This is a genomic window from Agrobacterium sp. SUL3, assembly GCF_001263295.1.
Taxonomy (GTDB): Bacteria; Pseudomonadota; Alphaproteobacteria; order Rhizobiales; family Rhizobiaceae; genus Agrobacterium; species Agrobacterium tomkonis.
This window is the reverse complement of the sequence record NZ_KQ414510.1, coordinates 58,417-81,262: the sequence shown is the minus strand read 5'-3', so window position 1 is coordinate 81,262 and position 22,846 is coordinate 58,417. Positions and strand designations below refer to the sequence as shown.

Sequence of the window (22,846 nt, the reverse complement as noted above, 5' to 3'; positions counted from 1 at the left end):
GCATGATGACCGAGAATAAGAAAAAGCCTAATCCCATCGACATTCATGTCGGAAGCCGAATTCGTCTTCGCAGAACCATGCTGGGCATGAGCCAGGAAAAGCTGGGCGAAAGCCTTGGAATTACCTTTCAGCAAATCCAGAAATATGAAAAGGGCACGAACCGCGTCGGTGCGAGCCGCCTTCAGAATATTTCCGCGATCCTCAACGTTCCGGTGTCCTTCTTTTTCGAAGATGCTCCCGGCGATCAGGTTGGCGGCGCGAGCGGCATGGCGGAAGCCTCCAGCTCCAACTACGTGGTTGACTTCCTGTCCTCGGCTGAAGGTCTGCAGCTGAACCGCGCTTTTGTGAAGATCGCCGATCCCAAGGTCCGCCGTCGTCTCGTTGATCTCGTCAAGGCGCTCGCTGCCGAAGGAGACGCGGAGTAAGCCTCCACAGATGATGCCCATAATTTCCGGCAAGGGCGCCGGACACTCAACGGTCCGCAAGGACCGTTTTTTTGTGCCAGATTAGAAAGGAATTCTCACATAAAGATATATTTATGTGGTTGTGTCCTTGTCTTTCATGGCCGAAATGACTAACAAACTCGAAGACCGTTCTTTGAGGGGAATCCCGCATGCGTGCCAATTACCTGTTCACCAGCGAGTCCGTGGCCGAAGGTCATCCGGACAAGGTTTGTGACCGTATTTCCGATGAAATCGTAGATCTCATTTATCGTGAAGCGTCCAAGACGGGTGTTGACCCATGGACCGTGCGCATCGCATGCGAGACGCTTGCGACGACCAATCGTGTCGTTATCGCCGGTGAGGTTCGGGTTCCCGATACCCTGCTGAAGAAGGACAAGGACGGCAAGGTCGTCAAGGACGCCTCTGGCCATCCGGTCATCAATCCTTCCAAGTTCAAGTCCGCGGCCCGCAAGGCAATCCGCGACATCGGCTACGAGCAGGATGGTTTCCACTGGAAGACGGCCAAGATCGACGTTCTCCTGCATCCGCAGTCGGCGGACATTGCGCAGGGCGTCGACAATGCTTCCGACAAGCAGGGCGACGAGGGTGCCGGCGACCAGGGCATTATGTTCGGTTATGCCTGCAAGGAAACGCCAGATCTGATGCCGGCCCCGATCTATTATTCGCACCGTATTCTGCAACTGCTCGCTACCGCCCGTAAAAGCGGCGAAGGCGAAGCGGCAAAACTCGGACCCGACGCCAAGAGCCAGGTGACCGTTCGTTATATCGATGGCAAGGCCGCCGAGGCCGTTTCCATCGTTCTGTCCACGCAGCATCTCGATGCAAGCTGGGATTCGAAGAAGGTTCGCGCCGTTGTCGAGCCCTATATCCGCGAAGCTCTGGGCGACCTGAAGATCGCTGATGATTGCCAGTGGTATATCAACCCGACGGGCAAGTTCGTCATCGGTGGGCCCGATGGCGATGCCGGCCTGACCGGCCGCAAGATCATCGTCGACACCTATGGCGGTGCCGCCCCCCATGGCGGTGGCGCATTCTCCGGCAAGGACACAACCAAGGTCGACCGTTCGGCTGCCTATGCCGCCCGCTATCTCGCAAAGAATGTTGTTGCCGCTGGTTTTGCCGAGCGCTGCACGATTCAGATCTCCTACGCGATCGGCGTTGCCCAGCCTCTGTCGGTCTATGTTGATTTGCACGGCACGGGCAAGGTCAGCGAAGACCAGATCGAAGGCGCGATCCGCAAGGTCATGGACCTGTCGCCGTCGGGTATCCGTCGTCACCTCGATCTTAACAAGCCGATCTACGCCAAGACCTCGTCCTATGGCCACTTTGGTCGCAAGGCCGGCCGTGACGGCTCCTTCTCCTGGGAGAAGCTTGATCTGGTGAAGCCGCTCAAGGAAGCCTTGAGCGCATAAGCCTTGTCATTCGACGGCGATTGAGAGATACCGTCTGCATCTTTGTAACCCGCATAGTGCCATTCATCTGGCGCTGTGCGGGTTAAATCTATTTGTTCTTGAGAGTATGACATGACGGAAGAACGGCGTTCGCGCGCAACGGAAGCGTTTTTTGGCAGACGCAAGGGCAAGCCTTTGCGCAACCAGCAAATCGACACGATCGAAAATCTGCTGCCTTTGCTGAAAATCGATCTGGAGAGCGCGCCACCGCAAAATCTGGTGGCTCTCTTTCCCGCGGATGTAAGATCGGTCCGTCTGGAGATCGGTTTCGGCGGCGGCGAGCACCTTGCCCATCGCGCGGTTGAAAACCCCGAGACAGGCTTTATCGGCGTCGAGCCCTTCGTCAATTCAATGGCCAAGCTGCTCGCAACAGTGCGTGAACGCGAGCTGATGAATATCCGTCTTTACGATGATGATGCGACGCAATTGCTGGACTGGCTGCCGGAGGCTTCGATCGATCACATTGACCTTCTTTACCCCGATCCCTGGCCGAAGAAAAAGCACTGGAAGCGCCGTTTCGTCTCCGACGTCAATCTGGCCCGTTTCCACCGGGTGCTGAAACCCGGCGGCAAGTTCTGCTTCGCGTCGGATATCGATACCTACGTCAACTGGACGCTGCAGCATTGCGCCCGCCACGGTGGTTTCGAATGGACGGCGGCGACCGCTGACGACTGGCGCACGCCCTATGCCAACTGGCCGGGTACGCGTTATGAGAACAAGGCGAAAAGAGAAGGCCGCAGCTCGGCCTATCTCACTTTTATTCGTCGCTGAGCGGCTGAAGTCTCAGATATTCGCATCCACTTCCGCCGCAAGCGGAATGGAGGGCTGGGCGCCGGCGCGAGTGCAGGCGAGCGAACCTGCGACGGCTGCACGCTTCAGCGCCTTTTCGAAATCCATCCCCTGATCGAGGCTGGCGGCGAGATAACCGCAGAAGGTGTCGCCTGCGCCAACCGTATCGACCGGCACGATCTTCAGACCGGCCGCCCGGTAAAGCTTGCTGTTGCGAATGGCGATCACGCCGTCCGCTCCGAGCGTGACGATCAATGTCTGGCCGGTTTTTTCATGTAAGGCCTTGAGTTCGTTTTCCCGTTCCGAACCGGAAAGCCCGTTTTTGCCGATCAGCAGCTCGAACTCGGTTTCATTGGCAATGACGATATCGGCAAGGCCGGCAAGGCGTGGCCCGTCGGCGGTCAGCGGGGCAGTATTGATGACGGTGGTAATGCGTTTCGCCTTCGCGGCCGTCAGCGCCGCTTCGATGGCGGGCGCGGGTATTTCGAACTGCAGCATCAGAATATCGCCCGCCGACATCTCCGTCACGACCTTGGCGGCGTCGGATGCCGACACTTCGCCATTGGCGGCGGGAATGACCGAGATCATGTTCTCTCCGCCTTCACCGATAAGGATCATCGCCGTACCGGTCGGGCCCGGCGCGGTCTTGACGAGCGAGAGGTCGGTGCCGGCATCACGCAACAATGTCAGCGCCGGTGCGGCAAACGTATCGTCGCCCGCAGCGCCCGCCATTTTGACCGTGGCGCCCGCCCGCTTTGCGGCAAGCGCCTGATTGGCTCCCTTTCCGCCCGCCGCGGTGGAGAAGCTCTCTCCCGTCACGGTTTCACCGGGTTTGGGAAGGCGTTTGGCGGTGGCGATGAGATCCATGTTGATGGAGCCGAAAACAGTAATCATGGGCGGCATGTCCGTATGAAATTCAAGCAAGACGGCGACTTTGCCCGAGACGATCACTCGTCGTCAACTACCCGCAATTTGGCCGCACCGGCTCTGTTATCCGCAAAGCGACGGGCTTGCTCGATTTCCCCATGCGCTGCTTCTTTTTCCGTCGGCGAAAAATCGAGGCCCTCAATTTTTTGGCCGCGCGCCAAGACCTTGTCGGAGGAAATCAGCATCATATCGACGTCCTTCTGCGCCAGCCCAAAATGGGCTTGCAGCTTGCGTGTTCGGTCGTCCAGCCGCCGCACATCGTCCATAAGCAGCGCCACTTCGCCTTGAATGAGATGCGCCTGCTCGCGCATGCGCTGATCTTTCAGCACCGACTGGATGACCTGCACCGACAGCATTAGAAGTGACGGCGATACGATGACGACGCGAGCCCGATGGGCGCGCTGCACCAGATATTCGAAATGCTGGTGAATATCGGCGAAGATCGATTCCGACGGCACAAAGATGAAGGCCGTATCCTGCGTCTCGCCGCGGATGAGGTACTTTTCGGCCACATCGCGAATATGTACTTCCATATCGCGCCGGAACTGCTGGGTGGCGGCGCGTTTGGCGTCAGGCGATTCATCTGCTTTCAGTGCGTTCCACGCTTCCAGCGGAAACTTGGCGTCGATGACAAGCGGCGGCGCGTTATTCGGCATCTTGATCGTACAGTCCGGCCGGTAACCGTTCGAAAGTGTGGGCTGAAGCTGGAACGCACCTGCGGGAAGTGCATCGGCGATCAGCGCCTCCATGCGCGCCTGTCCGAAGGCCCCACGCGTCTGTTTGTTGGAAAGGATCGCCTGTAGCCCGACCACATCCTTGGCCAGATCCTGAATATTGCCCTGTGCAGCATCGATGACCGCCAAGCGCTCCTGAAGACGGCTCAGATTCTCATGCGTCGACCGGGTTTGTTCCGTGAGCGTTTCGCCCAGTCGTTGCGACATGCCGTCGAGGCGCTGGTTAAGCGTCTGGCTCATCTCGGTCTGGCGTGTGCCAAGCGTCTCCGCCATGGCGGCAATACGGCCGTGCAGTTCGGACTGGGTTTTCAGGAGGTCGGAAATTTCACCGTCGGCTCCCGCTTTTTTCACGCGGTTCGTCGTGACCAGCCATGTGATCGCGAGAGCGAAAACCAGAGCCGCGAGCAGCGCGCCGAAGCTGATATCGACGGAACCGGCCCGCAATGCTGGATCGAGGAGAACGGATAAATCTATGCTCATGATTAAATCTAGCAGATTTCTTGTGATTCGTAAGATCAAAACAAGAACATTCCTGCGGCGGAAATGAGTCCGGGAGAGCGGAAGCCCGGTGCGGTTTGACCGCTCGTGTTTTTTATTTCCTCCGCGCAAGAGATACGTTATGGGAAGCCATGACTATCAAACCGCTTATCATTTTGCCCGATCCCGTGCTGCGCCAGCAATCGAAACCCATCGAACAGGTGGATGCCGAAGTGCTGCGCCTTGCCGACGACATGCTGGAAACCATGTATGATGCGCCGGGCATTGGCCTTGCCGCCATCCAGGTCGGCGTAGCGCGGCGAATGCTGGTGATGGATCTTGCGCGTGAGGGCGAGGAAAAGACCCCAGTCGTCTTCATCAACCCGGAAATCCTCAGGGTGTCGGACGATATTTCGACCTATGAGGAAGGCTGCCTCTCCATTCCCGACTATTACGCCGAAGTCGAGCGTCCAGCCTCTTTGACGGTGCAATATGTCGGCCGTGACGGCAAGCAGCAGACCGTGGAGGCGGACGGGCTTCTGGCCACGTGCCTGCAACACGAGATCGACCACCTGAACGGTGTTCTGTTCATCGACCATATTTCGCGACTGAAGCGCGACATGGTCATCAAGAAATTCACCAAGGCGGCCCGCGCAAAGGTCTGATCCGTCCTCTTTAGCTAGAGACCGACCAGCAGAAAGGGCAGGGGGCGACGATGGCTCTTCGCATCATCTTCATGGGCACGCCGGATTTTTCCGTTCCCACCTTGCGTGCATTGGTGGAAGCGGGTCACGAGGTCGTTGCCGTTTATACCCAGCCGCCGCGCCCCGGCGGTCGTCGTGGCCTTGATCTGCAGAAGTCTCCCGTGCATCAGGCGGCCGAACTTTTGGGCCTGCCCGTGCTGACGCCCGTGAACTTCAAGGCCGAGGAAGATCGCCAGCAGTTTCAGGCCTTCAACGCAGATGTGGCGGTCGTCGTGGCTTACGGGCTGCTGTTGCCTGAAGCGATCCTCACTGGCACGCGCCTTGGCTGTTATAATGGCCACGCCTCCTTGCTGCCGCGCTGGCGGGGTGCGGCCCCCATCCAGCGTGCGATTATGGCCGGCGATGCCGAGACCGGCATGATGGTCATGAAAATGGAAAAGGGGCTCGATACCGGCCCCGTCGCGCTGACCGCAAAGGTCGCGATCGGCGAGAATATGACCGCCGGCGAATTGCACGACAGTCTCATGCTCGCAGGCGCGCGGCTGATGCGGCAGGCGATGGACAGACTGGAAGCAGACGACCTGTCCCTCGTCACACAGGCCGAAGAGGGTGTTGTTTACGCTTCAAAGATCGATAAGGGTGAGACCCGCATCGATTTCTCTCGCCCTGCACAGGATGTCCATAACCATATTCGCGGCCTTTCGCCTTTTCCCGGTGCATGGCTGGAAATGGATATTGGCGGCAAGGCGGAGCGTGTGAAGGTTCTGGCCTCTGAGCTGGCGAGCGGCATGGGAGAAGCGGGCACCGTGCTGGACGAAGCCCTCACCATCGCCTGCGGCAGCGATGCCGTTCGGCTCACCCGCCTGCAAAAGGCGGGCGGCAAACCGATGTCGGCCGCCGATTTCGTTCGCGGCACCCCCGTTCCCGTCACAACGAGGCTCGGCTGATGCCACGCTTCCGCATGATCGTCGAATATGACGGTTCACCCTATTTCGGCTGGCAGAGACAGGATAACGGCCCCTCGGTTCAAGGCGCGCTGGAAGCTGCGGTCCGGTCGCTGACAGGGGAAAACGTTTCCATTCGCGGTGCGGGCCGTACCGACTCCGGCGTGCATGCCGTCGGGCAGGTGGCCCATGCCGATCTTTCTCGCGATTGGCAGCCTTACAAGCTTCGCAATGCGTTGAACGCCCATCTGGCAATGGCCAAGGAGGCCGTCTCGGTTCTTGACGTCGCAGCCGTAACGGAAGATTTCGACGCCCGTTTTTCCGCCACCCGCCGCCATTATCTCTATCGCATCATTTGCCGGAAATCGCGGCTGGCGCTGGAGCACAAGCGCGCATGGTGGGTGTCGAAAGACATGGATCATGAGCTTATGCACGCGGCAGCGCAGATGCTCGTCGGTCGGCATGATTTCACGACCTTTCGCTCGGTTCATTGTCAGGCGAACAGCCCGATCCGGACACTCGACCGGCTGGATGTGACGCGCAACGGCGACCTCATCGAAATCCGCGCGACGGCGCAGAGTTTCCTGCATAACCAGATACGCTCTTTCGCAGGTACGCTGAAAATGGCCGGTGAAGGCGCCATGACGCCGGAGGATGTGCGTGCGGCACTGGAGGCGCGGGATCGCAAAGCCTGCGGCCCCGTTGCCCCGCCGGACGGTCTCTATTTCATGCAGGTCGATTATCCCGACGTAATTGAGCCTAGGCGCCTGCGCATGGAGATGAGCAATGACGGTGACGATCTATCATAATCCCGCCTGTGGAACTTCGCGCAACACGCTTGCGATGATCCGGGCCTCCGGTGTTGAGCCCGTGGTGATAGAATATCTGAAAACGCCGCCTGCACGAGAAGAGATACGTGATCTTGCCACACGCATCGGGCTTCCGCTCAGGGCCCTGCTGCGCGAAAAGGGAACGCCCTATGCGGAGCTGGGGCTGCAGGATGAAACCATTCCGGATGATGCGCTGCTGGATGCTATCGAAGCCCACCCGATCCTGCTCAACCGCCCGATCGTGGTGACGCCCAGGGGTGTGCGGCTTTGCCGGCCTTCAGAGGTCGTGCTGGAAATTCTGCCCAACCCGGACATAGGTGAATTCGTGAAGGAAGACGGAGAGGTCGTCCGCTCCGGCTCGTGAAGCGTTTTGCAAAGGCTAGGCGGGGTAGACGCCAAGAAAACGCTGCAGCGCCTCCGAGAGAAGCATGCCCGGCACCAGCAGCGTCATGACGATGGCCGAGACGAGCAGCGACTGGTCACGGATGAAGAACCGCACGATCCGCGAAAAAGCGAAGACCAGCGACAGGAGCAGTGCCAGCCACAGAATGGCGATCAGCCCCTGCAGGGGCGGCAGGAAGAACGCGATCAGGATCAGAGCCGCATAGGCGTAAGAAAATGGCAGCGACAGCCAGTTCATGGTGGTGACCAGTGGCGCGAATTTTTCGCGTGCGCCGAAAGCGAAGAGTAGAATTCCGATCAACAGCAGCGGCACGATCCAGCAGATGGCTTCGACCATTGCCAGACGGAAAAAGAAGATCAGCCCGGTTTCGGTACCCGGCGGATAACCGGCAAGGAAGGCCGCGCGCAGCCACAGCCAGGACACCAGCATGGCGGGCAGGCACCAGAGGGCGGAATAGAAGGAGCGCCACATGCCACGCTCGGACAGGTCCAGATAGCGCGCACCGGTATGGTCGCCGAGCAGCAGCAGCCACAGGCCCTTCAGATAAAGCCTTATCTCACTTGCCGTCGGCATGGGCGAACCAGCGTTCGATAAAGGTTTCGTAGATACGCGTCAGTGTCTCGAGATCGGCAACCGCCACGCGCTCATCGACCATATGCATCGTTTGTCCGACGAGACCGAACTCCACCACCGGGCAATAATCCTTGATGAAGCGGGCATCCGAGGTGCCGCCGGTGGTCGAGAGCTTGGGTTCCTGACCGGTAACGGCCTCAACCGCGCCTGAGAGCGACGAGATGAGCGCATTGTTGCGCGTCAGAAAAACGTGAGCCGGTCGGTCCGCCCAGACGATCTCATATTTGACCGGACTGCGGTCAGGGCGAAGCTCGCCTTCGGCTGCGGCGGCATCCAGACGGCGGATGATTTCCGTCCGCAGGCTTTCCACTGTCCAGGTATCGTTGAAACGAATGTTGAAGGACGCCGTCGCCCGTGCGGGGATGACATTGGTAGCGACATTGCCCGTATCGACGGTCGTGACTTCCAGATTGGATGGCTGGAAATTATCCGTGCCGTGATCGAATGGCGGGTGCATCAGCGCATGGGTGAGCTGCAGCAGCCCACGAATGGGGTTGTCGGCGAGATGCGGATAGGCGGCATGGCCCTGAACGCCATGGACGGTGATCCGGCCGGAAAGCGATCCGCGGCGACCGATCTTGATCATGTCGCCCAGCTGGTCGGGATTGGTCGGTTCGCCCACCACGCAGGCATCCCATGTTTCGCCTTTGCCGGCCGCCCATTCCAGAAGCTTGGAGGTGCCGTTGATCGACGGGCCTTCCTCATCGCCGGTGATCAGGAAGGAAACGGAGCCCTGCGGTTTGCCATGTTTTTCGATATGGCGGGCAATGGCGGCGACAAAACAGGCGATGCCGCCCTTCATGTCCACCGCACCCCGACCGTACATTTCCCCGCCGGCAATCTCTGCCGAAAAGGGCGGATGGCTCCACGCGGCTTCGTCACCCACAGGAACGACATCCGTATGGCCCGCAAACATCAGATGCGGACCCTCCGTGCCGAGCCGGGCATAGAGGTTTTCCACATCAGGCGTTCCCGCCTCGCGCGCCACCATCTTCTCAACCGCAAAGCCAAGCGGTGAAAGCAGGGTGTCGAGCAGGGAAAGCGCACCGCCTTCCGCAGGCGTCACCGATGGGCAACGGATGAGGGCGGCGAGATTGGCAACGGGATCGGTCGTGGTCATATCAGTCGCTTTTATCAGTCGCGCAGAAGCTCGTTGATGCCGGTCTTGGAGCGGGTCTTTTCATCGACGCGCTTGACGATGACGGCGCAATAGAGGCTCGGGCCCGGCTCGCCGTTCGGGAAAGGCTTGCCCGGCATGGTGCCGGCAACGACGACGGAATAGGGCGGAACTTCGCCATAGGTGATTTCGCCGGTAGCGCGGTCGACGATCTTGGTCGACTTGCCGATGAACACGCCCATGCCGAGAACGGCGCCTTCGCGCACGATGCAGCCTTCGACGACTTCCGAGCGGGCGCCGATGAAGCAATTATCCTCGATGATGGTCGGGCCGGCCTGAAGCGGCTCCAGAACGCCGCCAATGCCGACGCCGCCGGAAAGGTGCACATTCTTGCCGATCTGCGCGCAGGAGCCGACGGTTGCCCAGGTGTCGACCATCGTGCCTTCATCGACATAAGCGCCGAGATTGACGAAGGAGGGCATCAGCACGACGTTCTTGGCGACATAGGCGGAGCGTCGCACGACGGCGTTCGGCACGGCGCGGAAACCGGCGGCACGGAACTGGTTTTCACCCCAGTTTTCGAATTTCGAAGGCACCTTGTCCCACCAGGTGGATTCACCCGGTCCACCGGTCACGATCTCCATGTCGTTCAGGCGGAAGGAGAGGAGCACGGCCTTTTTCAGCCACTGGTTCACCTTCCAGTTGCCATCCGCCTGCTTTTCAGCCACGCGCGCCTTGCCGCTATCGAGAAGTTGAAGAGATGTGTTCACCGCATCGCGAACCTCGCCCTTCGTCGATACGTTCACGCCATCGCGGTTGTCGAAGGCGGTTTCGATGATGGTTTCGAGGGAGGTGAGATCCGTAAGGCTCATGGAAAATTCCTTAAAGTCGCGTGTGGTCGTGGTCACGGCTGGTCCCGCGCCGCTGGAAGGCTTTGGCCATTTGATCTAAGGGAGTGTTGGAAAGGCGTCAATGTGATTTGGGTGATTTGGCGCGTCAGACGAAAGGCATGGAAATGACACGACTGAAAAATGGCAAATTGCGGCGTAAGGATGGGGTATGGGACCCTTTGAAGCGCAGCTCTGCGGACAAGCAGCAGGCCGAGGTCGTTCCCAAGACACCGCAATCGGATTCCCCGTCCTACCGGCTTGCCTATGTGGACATGGATTTCCTCTGCCGTGAGGAATTGCGTCCCGTCAGGCTTCAATTGGAACTTCTGAAGACGGAAATGGCGCTCACCGAGCGCGGCATCAAATCCACCGTCGTCATGTTCGGCGGCGCCCGCATTCCCGAACCCGGTGGCGAGGCCTGGGCGGCGCGTAACGAGACGCAGAAGCGCAACCTGGAGCAATCCTCGGTCTATTACGATGAGGCGCGCAAGTTCGCCCGGCTATGCACCGATTATGCCGCGAAATCCGATCATCTCGAATATGTCGTGGTCACTGGCGGCGGTCCCGGCGTGATGGAAGCGGGTAATCGTGGTGCTGCCGATGTGGGCGGCCCGTCGATCGGTCTCAACATCGTTCTACCGCATGAACAGGCGCCCAACCCCTATGTCACGCCGGAATTGAGCTTCAATTTCCACTATTTCGCCATCCGCAAGATGCATTTCCTGATGCGGGCGAAGGCCGTGGTGATCTTCCCCGGTGGTTTCGGTACGCTCGATGAGCTCTTCGAGACGCTGACGCTTATCCAGACCAAGCGCATGGCACCCATTCCGCTCATCCTGTTCGGCGAGAAATTCTGGCGCTCGGTGGTCAATTTCGAATTCCTGGCGGATTTCGGCACCATCGCCCCGGAAGATATGGAATTGCTTCATTTCGCCGAAACGGCTGACGATGCATGGGACATCATCTCGGCCTATTACGAACACTGATTTTTGCTTGGCGCGACGAAGTAAATTTTAGGGCTTAATTAGCAAACATACTCTAATTTTGCCACGTCGCGCTGCAGCGCACTGTCCATGCGGACGGGCCTCCATGACGGAGATTTATCATCCGTTGACGTCAGCCTCCCGGCAGACGATTTGATCGAGGCCAAAATGTTCAATTTCAAAGTGAAGTCGCTTGCGACCAAGCTTATCCTCGTGACCGGCTGTGCCATCACCACGGTTCTTGTCGCATCGAATTCCTTCCTCATTTCCCAGACCAGCGACCGTGTCCACGCGCTGACCATGGATCAGGCCAATACCGAGGCGCGCGCCATCGCCAACGTCATCGCCGCCGACGTCGGCGAACTCGGCAGCGCCGCGCGTTCCATGGCCGGTGTCATCGGCCGTGCGCATCAGGCGAAATCGATGGATCGTCCTGGCATCGTCAACATCCTCAAGGCCAATGTCGAGCAGAATGCTTTCGCTTTCGGAAGCTGGTTCTGCGAGCAGCTCGGCCTTTTCGACGGACAGAGCACGGAGATTGCCGACAGGCTCGATCTCGGCACCAATAAAAATGGCGTCTTCGCCCCCTATTGGTCGAAGACCCAGAAGGGTGACATCCAGTTCTCGACTTTCGATAATGACTACGCCGCTGAATGGTGGGCGCTCGCCGCCAAGACGGGCAAGGGCGCCATCACCCAGCCATATCTGGCGCAGGGTACGGAAGTGCCCACCACCATGACCTCGCTTGCCTATCCCGTCATGTCGGACGGCAAGATGATTGGCGTTGCCGGCGTCGATATTTCGCTGGCCTCGCTGTCGCAGAAGCTGCAGGCGCTGCGTCCTTTCGAGACCGGCCGCGTGACGCTCGTGTCGCAGGGCGGCCAATGGCTGGTGCCGCCGACGCCCGAGCAGAACATGAAGGCCTATGACGGAGACGGCGCCAGCGCCGTTCAAGCGGCGCTCGCTTCCGGCAAGCAGGGCCTGATCGAAAACCTCGGCCTCGATACCGACGCGCCCTATAACCGCCTCGTCTATCCCTTTGCGGTCCCCGGCCTCAATGCCACCTGGGTGGTTCTGGTGGATATTCCGCACCAGGCGCTGAACGCGCCGGTGGAAGAGCAGACCTATATGATGATCATCGGTGCGCTCGTCATTCTCGCCGCAGTCATCACCGCGCTTTATTTCGCCGTGCGTCATTTCGTCGGCAACCCGCTCGCCTCGTTGGTCTCGGATGTGCGGACGCTTAGCGAAGGCCGTTACGATGAACCGGTGTCCGGGCAGGACCGCCGGGATGAAACGGGGGCTGTGGCCACCGCGCTGGAAGGCTTCCGCGCAAAACTCGCCGGCATCCGTGAAATGGAGGCGGACGCCGCTGTCCAGCGTGGCAATGCGGAAACGGCGCGTCAGCGGTCGGAATCCGAGCGCACGGAAAACAGCCGCGTGCAGCAACACATCGTCAGCGTGCTTGGCTCCGGGCTCAACGCGCTTTCGCAGGGCAATCTGACCTACCGGATCGAGGATGAGTTCCCGGGCGACTATGCGAAGCTGCGCAGTGATTTCAACTCGGCGCTCGCAAGCCTCGAGGAAACCGTCTCCACCGTCAATGCGACGGTTGTCACCATCGGCAATGGCACCGGTGAGATCACCCGCGCCGCCAGTGATCTTTCGCACCGTACCGAACAGCAGGCCGCAAGTCTGGAAGAAACCGCCGCCGCCCTCAACCAGCTGACCGCACAGGTTAATTCCAGCGCGGAAAATGCCGCGCAGGCCGCCGGTGCCGTCAGCCATGCCTGCGATGACGCCGGCAAGTCGGGCGAGGTCGTGCAGCAGGCCGTCAACTCCATGCAGGGTATTGCGCAATCCTCGGCGGAAATTTCCCGCATCATCGGCGTGATTGATGAAATCGCCTTCCAGACCAATCTTCTGGCGCTGAATGCCGGTGTGGAAGCGGCCCGCGCGGGTGATGCCGGCAAGGGCTTTGCGGTCGTTGCACAGGAAGTGCGAGAACTGGCGCAACGGTCTGCAACCGCTGCCAAGGAGATCAAGGGACTGATCAACACATCGGCCACCCAGGTGGGCGAGGGCGTCCAGCTGGTGGGCAAGGCCGGCGAGACGATGAAGAACATCGCTGATCAGGTTTTGCAGATCAACCAGCTGATACGGCAGATTTCCGCTTCCGCCAGCGAACAGGCGGTAGGTCTCAAGGAAATCAATTCTGCCGTTACCCAGATGGATCAGGTCACCCAGCAGAATGCGGCGATGGTGGAAGAAACCACCGCGGCCAGCGTGACGCTGAACGGCGAGGCCGAAACGCTGAAATCGCTTGTCGCCGGTTTCGCCGTGTCCGGTGGCCAACCCAGCCAGCAATTGCGCTCCGCGGCTGCTGCAATGCGTGCACCTTCGGCTCCGGCCGCAGCCACAGCCCGCTCGACAGCATCGCGTCCACGTCCAAGAACCAGCGGTGCAAACGCACTGGCGCAGGATGACTGGACGGAATTCTGACGGGTTTTCCCGCTTCAAATAAAAAGGCCGCCGGCATATCGCCAGCGGCCTTTTTCATGTCTGCGTTACGGTCAGAGCCGGGCAAAACGTTCCGTCAGCAATTCGAAGAACCCGTCCGCATCCACAGTGCGCATGACACGGGCATTGGCGGCGCGTTCGGTCACGTGCCACCAGTCAACCACCGTCATGCCCATGGTCAGTTCGGAAGTGGCCTCGATTTCGACGTTGCACTCGCGACCCTGAAACAGCTCGGGTCTGATGAGATAGGCAATGACGGACGGATCGTGCAGCGGGCCGCCGTCCGAACCGTATTTCTCGATGTCGAAACGTTCGAAGAATTCCAGCATTTCCGCCATGGCGATGGCCGGGCGCGTGCCGATGTCGCGAATACGGCTGACCCGCGCCTTGGTGGTCAGGAGCTTATGGGTGACGTCCAGCGGCATCATGACAACAGGAATGCCGGCACGGAAGACGATATCGGCAGCCTGCGGATCCACATAGATGTTGAATTCGGCCGCGGGCGTGATGTTGCCGCCCTCGAAGAAGCCGCCGCCCATCATCACCAGTTCCTTGATGCGGTCGGCGATCTCAGGCGCTTTCAGGAGCGCCAGCGCTACATTGGTGAGCGCGCCGAGCGTGCAGAGCGTCACCGTGCCCGCGGGCTCTCGCATCAGCGTTTCGATGATGAAATCGACCGCATGCTGCTTCTGCGCCTCCATCGTCGGCTCATCGAGAACAGGGCCGTCGAGACCGGTGCTGCCGTGAACATGCTCGGCAGTGATGGGTTTGCGCACCAGCGGCTTCTCTGCGCCCTCATAGACGGGAATATCGGTGCGGCCGCACAATTCGCAGATGATGCGGATGTTGCGGCTGGTTAGTTTCAGCGGGACGTTGCCGGCGACGGCGCACAATCCGAGAATGTCGATTTCTTCAGGGCTTGCGAAAGCGAGCATGATTGCCGCCGCGTCGTCCTGGCCCGGATCGGTGTCGATGATGATTTTTCTGCGTTCTGCCATGTCTTGCCCGCCGTTGAGATGAGCGCTTTTTTCGAGCGGCGGATGCTCACTTGTCAAGCTCATTCCTCGGCGCCCCCTTCGCGCCGGTCTCGCGTCTTGCGCATCGCGGTTTGGCTTCCCATATTGTTTCAGCCGGTACGATTGACCGGCAAGGTTGCCGGAAGCGGGACCGCAAAACGTCGCTTGGTTGCAAGGACAGAAAAGATATGAGCCGCATGACGCCATTCACCCACCCGCTTTTGCTGGGTTTTGATGCCATGGAAAAAACGCTGGAGCGCATGGCGAAGGCCAATGACGGCTATCCTCCCTATAACATCGAACGCCTGCCCGGGGCCGAAGACGTGCCGGAGCGCCTGCGCATCACCATCGCTGTTGCCGGGTTTTCGCAGGATGATCTGGATGTGACGACAGCCGACAACCAGCTTGTCATTCGCGGTCGCCAGCAGGAGCAGGAAAAGCGGGATTTCCTTTATAGGGGCATCGCAGCGCGCCAGTTCCAACGGGTCTTCGTGCTTGCCGATGGCATGCAGGTCAGGGAAGCGCGCATGCGCAACGGCCTTCTTTCCATCGATCTGGTGCGGCCTGAAATTTCGAACGTGGTAAAGAAAATTAATATTTCCGTCTCAGAGTAGAACGTGAACGCCGGAATCGGACATGAATCGCTCGGCGTGAAGAAGGAGGCTGAAATATGCTTTTAAAAGAAGCGCATGCGCGTCTCACCCGATCCCAGCTCGCCCATATCGGCGAGGGAGAAGTGGGATATATCCGCAAGATCCGTGCGGAAGACGTAAGCCGCTGTTTCCCGGAAGCGCCTGATCTCGATCCGCAACTGGATCTCTGGGCGCTGTTTGGTGCGGATGGTACGCCGATCCTCCTGACCGACAACCGCTCAAGTACGTTTTTCAAGGCTGCGGAAGACGATCTCAAGACCGTCAGCCTGCATTGAATAAAAAAGCCCGCTTTTGAGCGGGCTTTTTCCTTGATGGATCAAAGGAACGGGCGGTCCGGCATATCGTCGATCGAAATGACGCCGTCCTTGTTCTTGTCCAGCCGCTCGAACATTTTCTCGCCGGCTGCGGTGAATTCGGCCTTGCTGACCTGACCGTTCTCGTCGGTATCGGCCCAGCGGATCATCCCCAGGCCCGCACCCTTGCCACCATGCTTGCCCCAGCCCTGATGACCAGGACGTCCGCCATGTTCGCGTTCGGCGCGCTTGCCCTCGGGGCCTTTGCCCTCTTCGGCTTTGGCGTCCTCACGCTCGGGGCGCGGATTGGCGGCGCGGAAAGCTTCCATTTTCGCCTGGCGATATTCGCGCATTTCCTTCGGCGTGATCGAACCGTCCTTATCCTTGTCGATCTCGGTAAAAAGCGCTTCCTGTCGTGTGGCGAATTCTTCCTTCGAAATCTTGCCGTCCTTGTTGGTATCGGCAACCTTCAGGAGGTGAACGAAGGCAGCTTCCTGGCGGATCGGCATGCGATCCTTATGGCCTTTGCCGGGTGCGGCGAAACTCGCCGTTGCGGCCGTGCTGAGCACAAGGGCTGCGCCAAGAGCAGAGAGGGCGATTTTTCGCGTGGTCATCATCGTCATTACCTTTCTTTGGTGTCCCTGAAGAAAAGATAATGATCTCAACCGAACCTCACCACTTAAACATCGGTAAGGTGGATGAAGCTTCGGTAATGTTGCGACGTAACTCGGCTATCGCGGTCAGCCGGCGATGGTTCGCGTCAGGAAGCCGGTCAGATTGTCGGTGATGTAGTCGATATGCGCATCGGTCTCGACGGGAATTTCCCAGCGCTCCATGATGACACCCTCGAGATTGGAGGGAACGAGCAACACGGTTTTCATGCCGAGCGCCTTGGGTGCCGCAAGATTGCGCGGCAGGTCTTCAAACATGGCTGCTTTTTTCGTGTCGAGTTTCGCAAGTGCTGCGAATTTCTCATAGGTCGCGCTGGCCGGCTTCGGCAGATAACCGGCAGCGACGATATCGAAAATATCCTCGAACTGGTCGAGAATGCCGAGAGCGCCGGCGGCCGCCTGCGCATGCTTGACGCTGCCATTGGTCAGTATGAACTTGCGGCCTGGCAGCGCCTTGATCGCCTCGCCGAGTTCCGGATGGGGTTTCAGCGCCGAATAATCGATGGCATGCGCGCGTTCCAGAAACTCGTCCGGGCTGATGCCGTAATTGATCATCAGCCCCTGAAGCGTGGTGCCATGATCATGGTAATAACGCTTCTGCAGCACACGGGCTTCTTCGGGATCGAGCTTTAAAAGCTCCGCCACATAGGCCGTCATGTTGCGGTCGATCTGTGAAAACAGATTGACGTGATGCGGATAGAGCGTGTTGTCGAGATCGAAGACCCATTCGCTCACATGGGCGAAATCGGCGGCATCCGGCAGGTTTTTCGGCTTTGTGTCCATGGCCTGCTTTATGCCCGTTTCGAATGCCGAAGAAAATCGAAAAGACGACGATTGGCGAGAAAATCGGGCTTGGCTGGGGCCTGCAGCGCATGATACCGCCAAACCATGGAACTCTGGATAGGCATAACCTTTGCAAGCGCGTTCTTGCAGAACCTGCGCTCGACCCTGCAAAAGCACCTCAAGGGCATGATGGGCACCACGGGCGCAACCTTTGTGCGCTTCGTGTTCGGAATGCCCTTTGCTCTTGCCTATCTCGCCTTTCTGCATTTTGGGCTAGGCCGGCCGCTGCCGGTGCCGAACATGTCTTTCGCCGTGTGGGCGACGGTCGGGGCCATGGCGCAGATCGCCGCAACTTTCCTGCTGGTACACCTGTTTTCCTTCCGCAACTTCGCGGTCGGCACGGCCTATTCCCGCACCGAGCCGGCGCAGGCTGCGCTGTTTGCGCTCATTTTCATCGGGGAAAGTGTCAATGGCGGCACATTAGCGGCCATTGCGGTTTCGGTGGCCGGAGTCATGCTGATTTCGGTGGCCCGTACGGAAGTGACGCCTGCTTCCATTCTCACCTCCATCTTCAGCCGTACCGCCGGTATCGGGCTCGCTTCGGGTGCATTTTTCGGCCTGTCATCGGTTGCCTATCGTTCGGCGTCACTGGCGCTCGCGCCCAGCCTGCCGACGCCGGATGCGGTGGTTCAGGCGGGCTATACCCTCGTCATCGTTATCGTGATGCAGACAGTGTCGATGTTCTTGTGGATCGTTTGGCGGCAGAGGGACGAGCTGCGGCGCATCGCAAAGGCGTGGAAACCGTCGCTTGCTGTCGGTTTCGTGGGCGCCACGGCGTCTTTCGGCTGGTTCACCGCGATGACCTTGCAGCAGGCCGCCGTGGTCAAGGCGCTGGCGCAGGTGGAAATGCTTTTTGCCTTCGCCTCGACCGTGCTGTTCTTCAAGGAGAAGATCAACAGGCTCGAACTTTCCGGCTGCCTGTTAATTGTCGTCGGGGTCTTGTCGCTTCTGGTGTTCGGCTGAAACGTCGTCTGTGGCGGACAGGCTGGCCGTCCGCCACATTAAATCGCATCAGGGCACGATCAGCGTGCCGGCACCTTCCGTGAATATTTCCAGAAGCACGGAATGCGGGGTCTTGCCATTGAGGATCACCACGCCCTGCACGCCGGCCTTGATGGCCTCGATGCAGGTCTCGACTTTCGGAATCATGCCGCCGGAAATCGTGCCATCCTTGATGAGCGCGCGTGCCTGGGAAACCGTCAATTCCTTGATGAGTTCCTTGTTGCGATCGAGAACGCCCGGCACGTCGGTCAGGAACAAAAGCCGCGTCGCATTGAGCGCGCCGGCAATGGCGCCTGCAAAGGTGTCGGCGTTGATGTTGTAGGTGGCGCCATCGCGGCCGGGAGCGACGGGGGCGATGACCGGGATCATCTCGGACTTGGCGAGCAGATCGAGCAGTGTTCGGTCGACTTCCACGACTTCACCGACAAAACCAAGATCGAGAACACGCTCGATATTGCTATCGGGATCGATGACGGTCTTTTTCGCCTTTTCGGCGAAGACCATGTTGCCGTCCTTGCCGCAAAGGCCGATAGCCCATTCGCCCGTCTGGTTGATGAGCGCGACGATTTCCTTGTTGATCGAACCGGCCAGAACCATTTCGACGATCTCGACCGTCTTGGCGTCGGTGACGCGAAGGCCGCCCTCGAATTTCGATTCGATACCCATCTTCGTCAGCATCGCGCCGATCTGCGGGCCGCCGCCATGCACGACGATGGGGTTGATGCCGGACTGCTTCAACAGGGCGATATCTTCCGCGAAAGCCTTGCCGAGTGTCGAATCCCCCATGGCGTGACCACCATATTTTACCACGATGGTCTTGTTCTCATATTTCTGCATGAAGGGCAGAGCCTGTGCAAGCAGCCGCGCCTGAGTTTCGCTTTCGGAAGAAGTCATGGAAAAACCTCGGTCTGTGGTTGCGGCCCAAAAGAGCCTTTCATCGCTCTACAGCATCGGTGCAGAAATCGGAATCGATTTTTGCAGTGCAGGATGCATGGATTGGACATGCCGGCACGTTTGCAAGGACAGGCGGATGTCTGCTTTTGACGAATGAAATAACCTCCGGGCCTTATTGTGTCTGCCCCTGGTAAAATTCCGTTTTTGAGCGGCGCAAAACGCGTAATAAGATTGACATAAAGCACCAATCGGACCAGCCTTGTTCGCAGCAGGGGAGGGGTTATTCAGCAGGGCGACAGGGACGTGTCGCGCATCGTGAAACGATGCTGCCCGGACGACCGAGGAGTTTGAAGACCTATGACGGCACAGGATCGAGACAAGCAAAGCGGTTTGCGGGACGAAGTGCTCGCAGGCGAATATGTGCTGGGTGCCCTGCCGCCGGAAAGCATGGCGGAGCTTGCCAAACGCGTCAAACGCGACCGCCAGTTCGCCGCCATGGTCAGGCGCTGGCGGGATAATCTGGCGGAAACCGAGTATCGGGAAAAGGCGACGGTCGCTGCGCTGCTTGAAAGGGATCCAACCCGATCAGGCCTGCCTTTCAAAAGCCAGCCTCTGCGCAATGGCAGCATGTTCGCCGCCATGCTTCTGGAGGTCTGGCATTCGGTGCGTTTCTGGCGGCTTCTGGCATTGACGGCGATGCTGTGGACCGCCGTTCTGCTTTTTACCATCGCCTGAGGATAAGGGCGGAAGCCTCTTACAGCGAGACGGTTCTGACGATCTCGGCGCGCAGGCTGTCCAGCCCGAAGGATTTTTCCGACGACGTGGCGAGAACTTCAGGATAGGCGGCGGGGCGTTTGCGGATTTTCTCCAGCGTCTCGCCGATCAGTCGGGGAACACCGACGTCCTTGATCTTGTCCGTCTTCGTCAGCACGACCTGATAGGAAACAGCCGCCTTGTCGAGCAGGCTCAGTACCTCTTCGTCGTTCTTCTTTATGCCATGGCGGGAATCGATCAGCACGTAAACGCGCTTCAGTGTCGCGCGGCCACGCAGATAGTCGAAGACGAGCTTCGTCCAGGCATCGACATGGTCCTTTGGTGCCTGCGCATAGCCATAACCGGGCATGTCAACCAGCGCCATCGGCGGCAGGTCGCCCGGCTCGCCGGAATAACCTTCCGGAACGAAATAGTTCAGTTCCTGCGTGCGGCCGGGCGTGTTGGAGGTGCGGGCAAGTCCCTTGTGGCCCACCAATGCATTGATGAGCGAGGACTTGCCAACATTCGAACGTCCGGCAAAAGCAATCTCCGGCGGACCTTCGGGCGGCAGGAATTTCATCGCGGGAACGCCGCGAATGAATATCCAGGGTCGCCCGAAAAGGGGCTTTTCGGTTGCCGGGCCGGTTTCACTCATTTCGATTGCACCGGCTTTCGCTTGAACAGCCCTTTGAGATTATCGAACAGTTCGATCTTGGCGCCGTGACGCTTCATGATGAGGGCCTGCTGGGAGATCGACAGCGTGTTGTTCCACGCCCAGTAGATGACCAGACCAGCCGGGAAGGAAGCCAGCATGAAGGTGAAGATCAGCGGCATCCAGGTGAAGATCATCGCCTGTGTCGGATCGGGCGGCGTCGGGTTCATGCGCATCTGCAGGAACATCGTGATGCCCATGATCAACGGCCAGACGCCGATCATCAGGAAGTGCGGCACGTCGTAGGGCAGAAGGCCGAACAGGTTGAACAGCGATGTCGGGTCGGGCGCGGAAAGGTCATGGATCCAGCCGAAGAACGGTGCATGCCGCATTTCGATGGTGACGTAGATGACCTTGTAGAGCGCGAAGAACACCGGGATCTGCAACAGCATCGGCCAGCAGCCGGCCACAGGGTTGATCTTCTCTTCCTTGTAGAGCTGCATCATCGCCTGCTGCATGGCCATGCGGTCATCGCCATGCTTGGCCTTCAGCTCTTCCATCTTCGGCTGTACGCGCTTCATGTTCGCCATGGAAGCATATTGCTTGCTGGCCAGCGGGAAGAAGAGCGCCTTGACGACGATGGTGGTGAGCAGGATCGCCACGCCGAAATTGCCGAAATAACGGAAGAAGAAATCCATCATTTTGAACATCGGCTTGGTGATGAAGTAGAACCAGCCCCAGTCGATCAGAAGGTCGAACTTCGGAATGGAATATTCGGTTTCATAACGGTCAACCAGCGGCACTTCCTTGGCGCCGGCGAAGACGAGGCTCTTCAGCTCGATGGACTGGCCGGGTTCGACCGTCATCGTGTCGCTCTTGAAATCGGCCTGATAGCTCGGCTGATTGCCCGTGATATGCGAATAGCGGGTTTCAAACGGCGTCGTCTGCGGCGGAACGATGGCCGCGGCCCAGTATTTGTCGGTGATGCCGAGCCAGCCGCCGGTCGCCTTGGCAACCGTTACCGGCGCCTCTTCAACGTCCTTGTATTTCTCTTCCGTCAGGCTGCCGTCTTTGCCGGAGACACCGAGAAAGCCTTCATGGATAACGAAGACGGGCGGGATCGCCGGCTTGTTGTTGCGCGTCACGCGGCCGTAGGTGGCAAAGGAAATAGCCGCCTGGCCGGGGTTCTCGACCTTGTCGGCGACCGAGATCATGTAATGTGGGTCGATCGACACCGTACGGGAGAAAACGACGCCCTTTTCGTTGGTATAGGTGAGCGTGACGGGTGTGGTTTCCGTCAGCTTGTCGCCGCTCGCAAGCGTCCAGACCGTCGTCGGGCCGGGAACGCCGCCGACTTCCGCAGCGCCGACGTAACCAAGCTCGGTGAAGTAACCGTCCTTGGTATCGGAGGGCGAAAACAGTGTGATGATCGGGCTCGAGTCATCGACGGTCTCATGGTAGCCCTTGAGCCGGATGTCATCGAAGCGGGCGCCGGTCAGGTTGATCGAACCGGCAATGGCGTTGGTGTCGATGGCGACGCGCTGGGTCTTGGCGATCGCTTCTTCCCGGGTCGCCGTGGCGGCGGCCTGCGTGGAGGATGCGGGCGGTGCGCCTTCTACGGTTGCGCCGGGTGCGGCACCGGGTGCCGGCTGTTGCTGCGTCGTCTGCTGCTGCGCCTGGCGGGCCTCTTCGGCGCGGCGCTGCTGCTCGATGCGCGGATTCATGTAAAGGAATTGCCAGGCGAGGACGATGACAACCGAAAGGGCTATCGCGATGAAGTAATTGCGGTTCTTTTCCATCATTCTTTCCTGGAGCGGGTCTCCTGGGACCGTTTCGGTTTCGCCGTTCCTTCAATGCGCTCGGTAAGGAGAGACTGAAGTTTCGGGAAGGCCGTATTGAGCACGTCCCTGCGGGCGACAATCACATAGTCATGACCGGGCTTCATTGCGACCCCGGCAGAAAGCCTGACGGCTTCCTTGAGACGGCGGCGCATGCGATTTCGCTCGACCGCGTTGCCTTGTTTTTTTGTTACGGTAAAACCGACCCGTGGTTCGGTTTCCGGGGTCTTCCGATCAAGCACTTCCAGAAGAAAGGTGCCTCCCCGTCGTTTTTCCCCTGCCTGAACGGCAAGAAACTCCGACCGGTTTTTAAGCCGGCCGGGGTGTTTTTTAGTCTCGCTCATGTGCCCGCGACTTTCATCGGG

Annotated in this window: 25 protein-coding genes; 13 read left to right on the top strand and 12 right to left on the bottom strand. The window is 59.2% G+C overall.

The annotated features are described in order from the left end of the window. Positions 1-5: 5 nt before the first annotated feature. From AKG12_RS20875 to trmB, 3 genes are all read left to right on the top strand, one after another. Complete coding sequence (locus AKG12_RS20875; RefSeq protein WP_052820310.1) at positions 6-425, top strand: helix-turn-helix domain-containing protein; 420 nt, start codon at positions 6-8, stop codon at positions 423-425. A 188-nt stretch (positions 426-613) separates the two neighbouring features. Further along, positions 614-1,876 carry a methionine adenosyltransferase gene (metK, locus tag AKG12_RS20870; protein WP_046799348.1) on the top strand — a complete coding sequence of 421 codons (1,263 nt, stop codon included), beginning with the start codon at positions 614-616 and terminating at the stop codon, positions 1,874-1,876. Positions 1,877-1,987: 111 nt separating this feature from the next. Beyond that, entirely contained in the window at positions 1,988-2,686 is a 699-nt protein-coding gene (gene trmB / locus AKG12_RS20865) for a tRNA (guanosine(46)-N7)-methyltransferase TrmB (RefSeq protein WP_046799349.1), read from the top strand. Between the two features lie 12 nt (positions 2,687-2,698). Here the strand turns inward: trmB and AKG12_RS20860 are convergent, their stop codons facing one another. Both AKG12_RS20860 and AKG12_RS20855 read right to left on the bottom strand, forming a co-directional pair. Further along, on the bottom strand, positions 2,699-3,598 hold the full coding sequence (locus AKG12_RS20860) for a ribokinase (protein WP_046799454.1): 900 nt from the start codon (positions 3,596-3,598) through the stop codon (positions 2,699-2,701). Between the two features lie 53 nt (positions 3,599-3,651). Continuing rightward, positions 3,652-4,845 carry a DNA recombination protein RmuC gene (locus tag AKG12_RS20855; RefSeq protein ID WP_046799350.1) on the bottom strand — a complete coding sequence of 398 codons (1,194 nt, stop codon included), beginning with the start codon at positions 4,843-4,845 and terminating at the stop codon, positions 3,652-3,654. A gap of 149 nt (positions 4,846-4,994) precedes the next feature. Here AKG12_RS20855 and def point away from each other — a divergent pair, with 149 nt between their 5' ends. The 4 genes from def to arsC are packed head-to-tail and all read left to right on the top strand — an operon-like array spanning position 4,995 to position 7,684. Then, positions 4,995-5,507: a peptide deformylase gene (gene def / locus AKG12_RS20850; protein ID WP_052820282.1), complete on the top strand. Its 513-nt coding sequence runs from the start codon at positions 4,995-4,997 to the stop codon at positions 5,505-5,507. Positions 5,508-5,557: 50 nt separating this feature from the next. Then, positions 5,558-6,493, top strand: coding sequence for a methionyl-tRNA formyltransferase (gene fmt, locus AKG12_RS20845; protein ID WP_052820281.1), 936 nt, complete (start codon positions 5,558-5,560; stop codon positions 6,491-6,493). Further along, positions 6,493-7,299, top strand: a complete 807-nt coding sequence (gene truA, locus AKG12_RS20840) for a tRNA pseudouridine(38-40) synthase TruA (RefSeq protein ID WP_052820280.1) — start codon at positions 6,493-6,495, stop codon at positions 7,297-7,299. The genes fmt and truA overlap by 1 nt, the downstream gene beginning before the upstream one ends. Continuing rightward, the gene (arsC, locus tag AKG12_RS20835) at positions 7,277-7,684 is read left to right on the top strand and encodes an arsenate reductase (glutaredoxin) (RefSeq protein WP_052820279.1); all 408 of its coding nucleotides are present in this window, start codon (positions 7,277-7,279) and stop codon (positions 7,682-7,684) included. The genes truA and arsC overlap by 23 nt, the downstream gene beginning before the upstream one ends. A gap of 15 nt (positions 7,685-7,699) precedes the next feature. On the opposite strand, the gene AKG12_RS20830 is transcribed toward arsC, so the two are convergent. Genes AKG12_RS20830 through dapD form a run of 3 tightly spaced genes read right to left on the bottom strand, consistent with a single transcriptional unit; the run spans position 7,700 to position 10,345 of the window. Continuing rightward, entirely contained in the window at positions 7,700-8,296 is a 597-nt protein-coding gene (locus AKG12_RS20830; RefSeq protein WP_052820278.1) for a hypothetical protein, read from the bottom strand. Further along, on the bottom strand, positions 8,280-9,476 hold the full coding sequence (dapE, locus tag AKG12_RS20825) for a succinyl-diaminopimelate desuccinylase (protein WP_052820277.1): 1,197 nt from the start codon (positions 9,474-9,476) through the stop codon (positions 8,280-8,282). The genes AKG12_RS20830 and dapE overlap by 17 nt, the downstream gene beginning before the upstream one ends. Positions 9,477-9,490: 14 nt before the next feature. Next, a complete protein-coding gene (dapD, locus tag AKG12_RS20820) occupies positions 9,491-10,345 on the bottom strand; it encodes a 2,3,4,5-tetrahydropyridine-2,6-dicarboxylate N-succinyltransferase (protein ID WP_046799357.1) in 855 nt (284 codons plus the stop codon). Between the two features lie 137 nt (positions 10,346-10,482). On the opposite strand from dapD, the gene AKG12_RS20815 reads away from it, so the two are divergent. After that, the gene (locus tag AKG12_RS20815) at positions 10,483-11,349 is read left to right on the top strand and encodes an LOG family protein (RefSeq protein ID WP_404801030.1); all 867 of its coding nucleotides are present in this window, start codon (positions 10,483-10,485) and stop codon (positions 11,347-11,349) included. Positions 11,350-11,514: 165 nt separating this feature from the next. Next, entirely contained in the window at positions 11,515-13,848 is a 2,334-nt protein-coding gene (locus AKG12_RS20810) for a methyl-accepting chemotaxis protein (RefSeq protein WP_052820308.1), read from the top strand. Positions 13,849-13,919: 71 nt separating this feature from the next. Here AKG12_RS20810 and AKG12_RS20805 read toward each other — a convergent pair whose 3' ends face one another. Further along, positions 13,920-14,864 carry a nucleoside hydrolase gene (locus tag AKG12_RS20805; RefSeq protein WP_046799457.1) on the bottom strand — a complete coding sequence of 315 codons (945 nt, stop codon included), beginning with the start codon at positions 14,862-14,864 and terminating at the stop codon, positions 13,920-13,922. Between the two features lie 206 nt (positions 14,865-15,070). On the opposite strand from AKG12_RS20805, the gene AKG12_RS20800 reads away from it, so the two are divergent. Both AKG12_RS20800 and AKG12_RS20795 read left to right on the top strand, forming a co-directional pair. Then, positions 15,071-15,496 carry an Hsp20 family protein gene (locus AKG12_RS20800; RefSeq protein WP_046799358.1) on the top strand — a complete coding sequence of 142 codons (426 nt, stop codon included), beginning with the start codon at positions 15,071-15,073 and terminating at the stop codon, positions 15,494-15,496. Positions 15,497-15,552: 56 nt separating this feature from the next. Further along, on the top strand, positions 15,553-15,810 hold the full coding sequence (locus AKG12_RS20795; protein WP_003493591.1) for a BQ00720 family protein: 258 nt from the start codon (positions 15,553-15,555) through the stop codon (positions 15,808-15,810). Positions 15,811-15,851: 41 nt separating this feature from the next. On the opposite strand, the gene AKG12_RS20790 is transcribed toward AKG12_RS20795, so the two are convergent. Next, complete coding sequence (locus AKG12_RS20790; protein ID WP_498757965.1) at positions 15,852-16,442, bottom strand: EF-hand domain-containing protein; 591 nt, start codon at positions 16,440-16,442, stop codon at positions 15,852-15,854. A 126-nt stretch (positions 16,443-16,568) separates the two neighbouring features. After that, positions 16,569-17,282 carry a pyrimidine 5'-nucleotidase gene (locus AKG12_RS20785; RefSeq protein WP_046799360.1) on the bottom strand — a complete coding sequence of 238 codons (714 nt, stop codon included), beginning with the start codon at positions 17,280-17,282 and terminating at the stop codon, positions 16,569-16,571. 105 nt (positions 17,283-17,387) lie between these two features. On the opposite strand from AKG12_RS20785, the gene AKG12_RS20780 reads away from it, so the two are divergent. Further along, positions 17,388-18,305, top strand: a complete 918-nt coding sequence (locus AKG12_RS20780; RefSeq protein WP_052820275.1) for an EamA family transporter — start codon at positions 17,388-17,390, stop codon at positions 18,303-18,305. Between the two features lie 48 nt (positions 18,306-18,353). Here the strand turns inward: AKG12_RS20780 and argB are convergent, their stop codons facing one another. Further along, complete coding sequence (gene argB / locus AKG12_RS20775) at positions 18,354-19,238, bottom strand: acetylglutamate kinase (protein ID WP_052820274.1); 885 nt, start codon at positions 19,236-19,238, stop codon at positions 18,354-18,356. A gap of 357 nt (positions 19,239-19,595) precedes the next feature. On the opposite strand from argB, the gene AKG12_RS20770 reads away from it, so the two are divergent. Further along, complete coding sequence (locus tag AKG12_RS20770; RefSeq protein ID WP_052820273.1) at positions 19,596-19,973, top strand: hypothetical protein; 378 nt, start codon at positions 19,596-19,598, stop codon at positions 19,971-19,973. A gap of 19 nt (positions 19,974-19,992) precedes the next feature. Here the strand turns inward: AKG12_RS20770 and yihA are convergent, their stop codons facing one another. The 3 genes from yihA to rnpA are packed head-to-tail and all read right to left on the bottom strand — an operon-like array spanning position 19,993 to position 22,825. Further along, positions 19,993-20,646, bottom strand: coding sequence for a ribosome biogenesis GTP-binding protein YihA/YsxC (gene yihA / locus AKG12_RS20765; RefSeq protein ID WP_046799364.1), 654 nt, complete (start codon positions 20,644-20,646; stop codon positions 19,993-19,995). Then, positions 20,643-22,442 (bottom strand): membrane protein insertase YidC, encoded by a 1,800-nt coding sequence (gene yidC, locus AKG12_RS20760; RefSeq protein WP_052820272.1) that lies wholly within the window; start codon positions 22,440-22,442, stop codon positions 20,643-20,645. Before yidC ends, yihA begins: the two co-directional genes overlap by 4 nt. Continuing rightward, positions 22,442-22,825, bottom strand: coding sequence for a ribonuclease P protein component (gene rnpA / locus AKG12_RS20755; protein ID WP_052820271.1), 384 nt, complete (start codon positions 22,823-22,825; stop codon positions 22,442-22,444). Before rnpA ends, yidC begins: the two co-directional genes overlap by 1 nt. Positions 22,826-22,846 lie beyond the last annotated feature (21 nt).

Bases quoted from the DNA above. Each gene is read 5' to 3' on its own strand.
- AKG12_RS20875 (WP_052820310.1), top strand. From the start codon at position 6: ATGACCGAGAATAAGAAAAAGCCTAATCCCATCGACATTCATGTCGGA.
- metK (WP_046799348.1), top strand. From the start codon at position 614: ATGCGTGCCAATTACCTGTTCACCAGCGAGTCCGTGGCCGAAGGTCAT.
- trmB (WP_046799349.1), top strand. From the start codon at position 1,988: ATGACGGAAGAACGGCGTTCGCGCGCAACGGAAGCGTTTTTTGGCAGA.
- AKG12_RS20860 (WP_046799454.1), bottom strand. From the start codon at position 3,598: ATGATTACTGTTTTCGGCTCCATCAACATGGATCTCATCGCCACCGCC.
- AKG12_RS20855 (WP_046799350.1), bottom strand. From the start codon at position 4,845: ATGAGCATAGATTTATCCGTTCTCCTCGATCCAGCATTGCGGGCCGGT.
- def (WP_052820282.1), top strand. From the start codon at position 4,995: ATGACTATCAAACCGCTTATCATTTTGCCCGATCCCGTGCTGCGCCAG.
- fmt (WP_052820281.1), top strand. From the start codon at position 5,558: ATGGCTCTTCGCATCATCTTCATGGGCACGCCGGATTTTTCCGTTCCC.
- truA (WP_052820280.1), top strand. From the start codon at position 6,493: ATGCCACGCTTCCGCATGATCGTCGAATATGACGGTTCACCCTATTTC.
- arsC (WP_052820279.1), top strand. From the start codon at position 7,277: ATGACGGTGACGATCTATCATAATCCCGCCTGTGGAACTTCGCGCAAC.
- AKG12_RS20830 (WP_052820278.1), bottom strand. From the start codon at position 8,296: ATGCCGACGGCAAGTGAGATAAGGCTTTATCTGAAGGGCCTGTGGCTG.
- dapE (WP_052820277.1), bottom strand. From the start codon at position 9,476: ATGACCACGACCGATCCCGTTGCCAATCTCGCCGCCCTCATCCGTTGC.
- dapD (WP_046799357.1), bottom strand. From the start codon at position 10,345: ATGAGCCTTACGGATCTCACCTCCCTCGAAACCATCATCGAAACCGCC.
- AKG12_RS20815 (WP_404801030.1), top strand. From the start codon at position 10,483: ATGGAAATGACACGACTGAAAAATGGCAAATTGCGGCGTAAGGATGGG.
- AKG12_RS20810 (WP_052820308.1), top strand. From the start codon at position 11,515: ATGTTCAATTTCAAAGTGAAGTCGCTTGCGACCAAGCTTATCCTCGTG.
- AKG12_RS20805 (WP_046799457.1), bottom strand. From the start codon at position 14,864: ATGGCAGAACGCAGAAAAATCATCATCGACACCGATCCGGGCCAGGAC.
- AKG12_RS20800 (WP_046799358.1), top strand. From the start codon at position 15,071: ATGAGCCGCATGACGCCATTCACCCACCCGCTTTTGCTGGGTTTTGAT.
- AKG12_RS20795 (WP_003493591.1), top strand. From the start codon at position 15,553: ATGCTTTTAAAAGAAGCGCATGCGCGTCTCACCCGATCCCAGCTCGCC.
- AKG12_RS20790 (WP_498757965.1), bottom strand. From the start codon at position 16,442: ATGACCACGCGAAAAATCGCCCTCTCTGCTCTTGGCGCAGCCCTTGTG.
- AKG12_RS20785 (WP_046799360.1), bottom strand. From the start codon at position 17,282: ATGGACACAAAGCCGAAAAACCTGCCGGATGCCGCCGATTTCGCCCAT.
- AKG12_RS20780 (WP_052820275.1), top strand. From the start codon at position 17,388: ATGGAACTCTGGATAGGCATAACCTTTGCAAGCGCGTTCTTGCAGAAC.
- argB (WP_052820274.1), bottom strand. From the start codon at position 19,238: ATGACTTCTTCCGAAAGCGAAACTCAGGCGCGGCTGCTTGCACAGGCT.
- AKG12_RS20770 (WP_052820273.1), top strand. From the start codon at position 19,596: ATGACGGCACAGGATCGAGACAAGCAAAGCGGTTTGCGGGACGAAGTG.
- yihA (WP_046799364.1), bottom strand. From the start codon at position 20,646: ATGAGTGAAACCGGCCCGGCAACCGAAAAGCCCCTTTTCGGGCGACCC.
- yidC (WP_052820272.1), bottom strand. From the start codon at position 22,442: ATGGAAAAGAACCGCAATTACTTCATCGCGATAGCCCTTTCGGTTGTC.
- rnpA (WP_052820271.1), bottom strand. From the start codon at position 22,825: ATGAGCGAGACTAAAAAACACCCCGGCCGGCTTAAAAACCGGTCGGAG.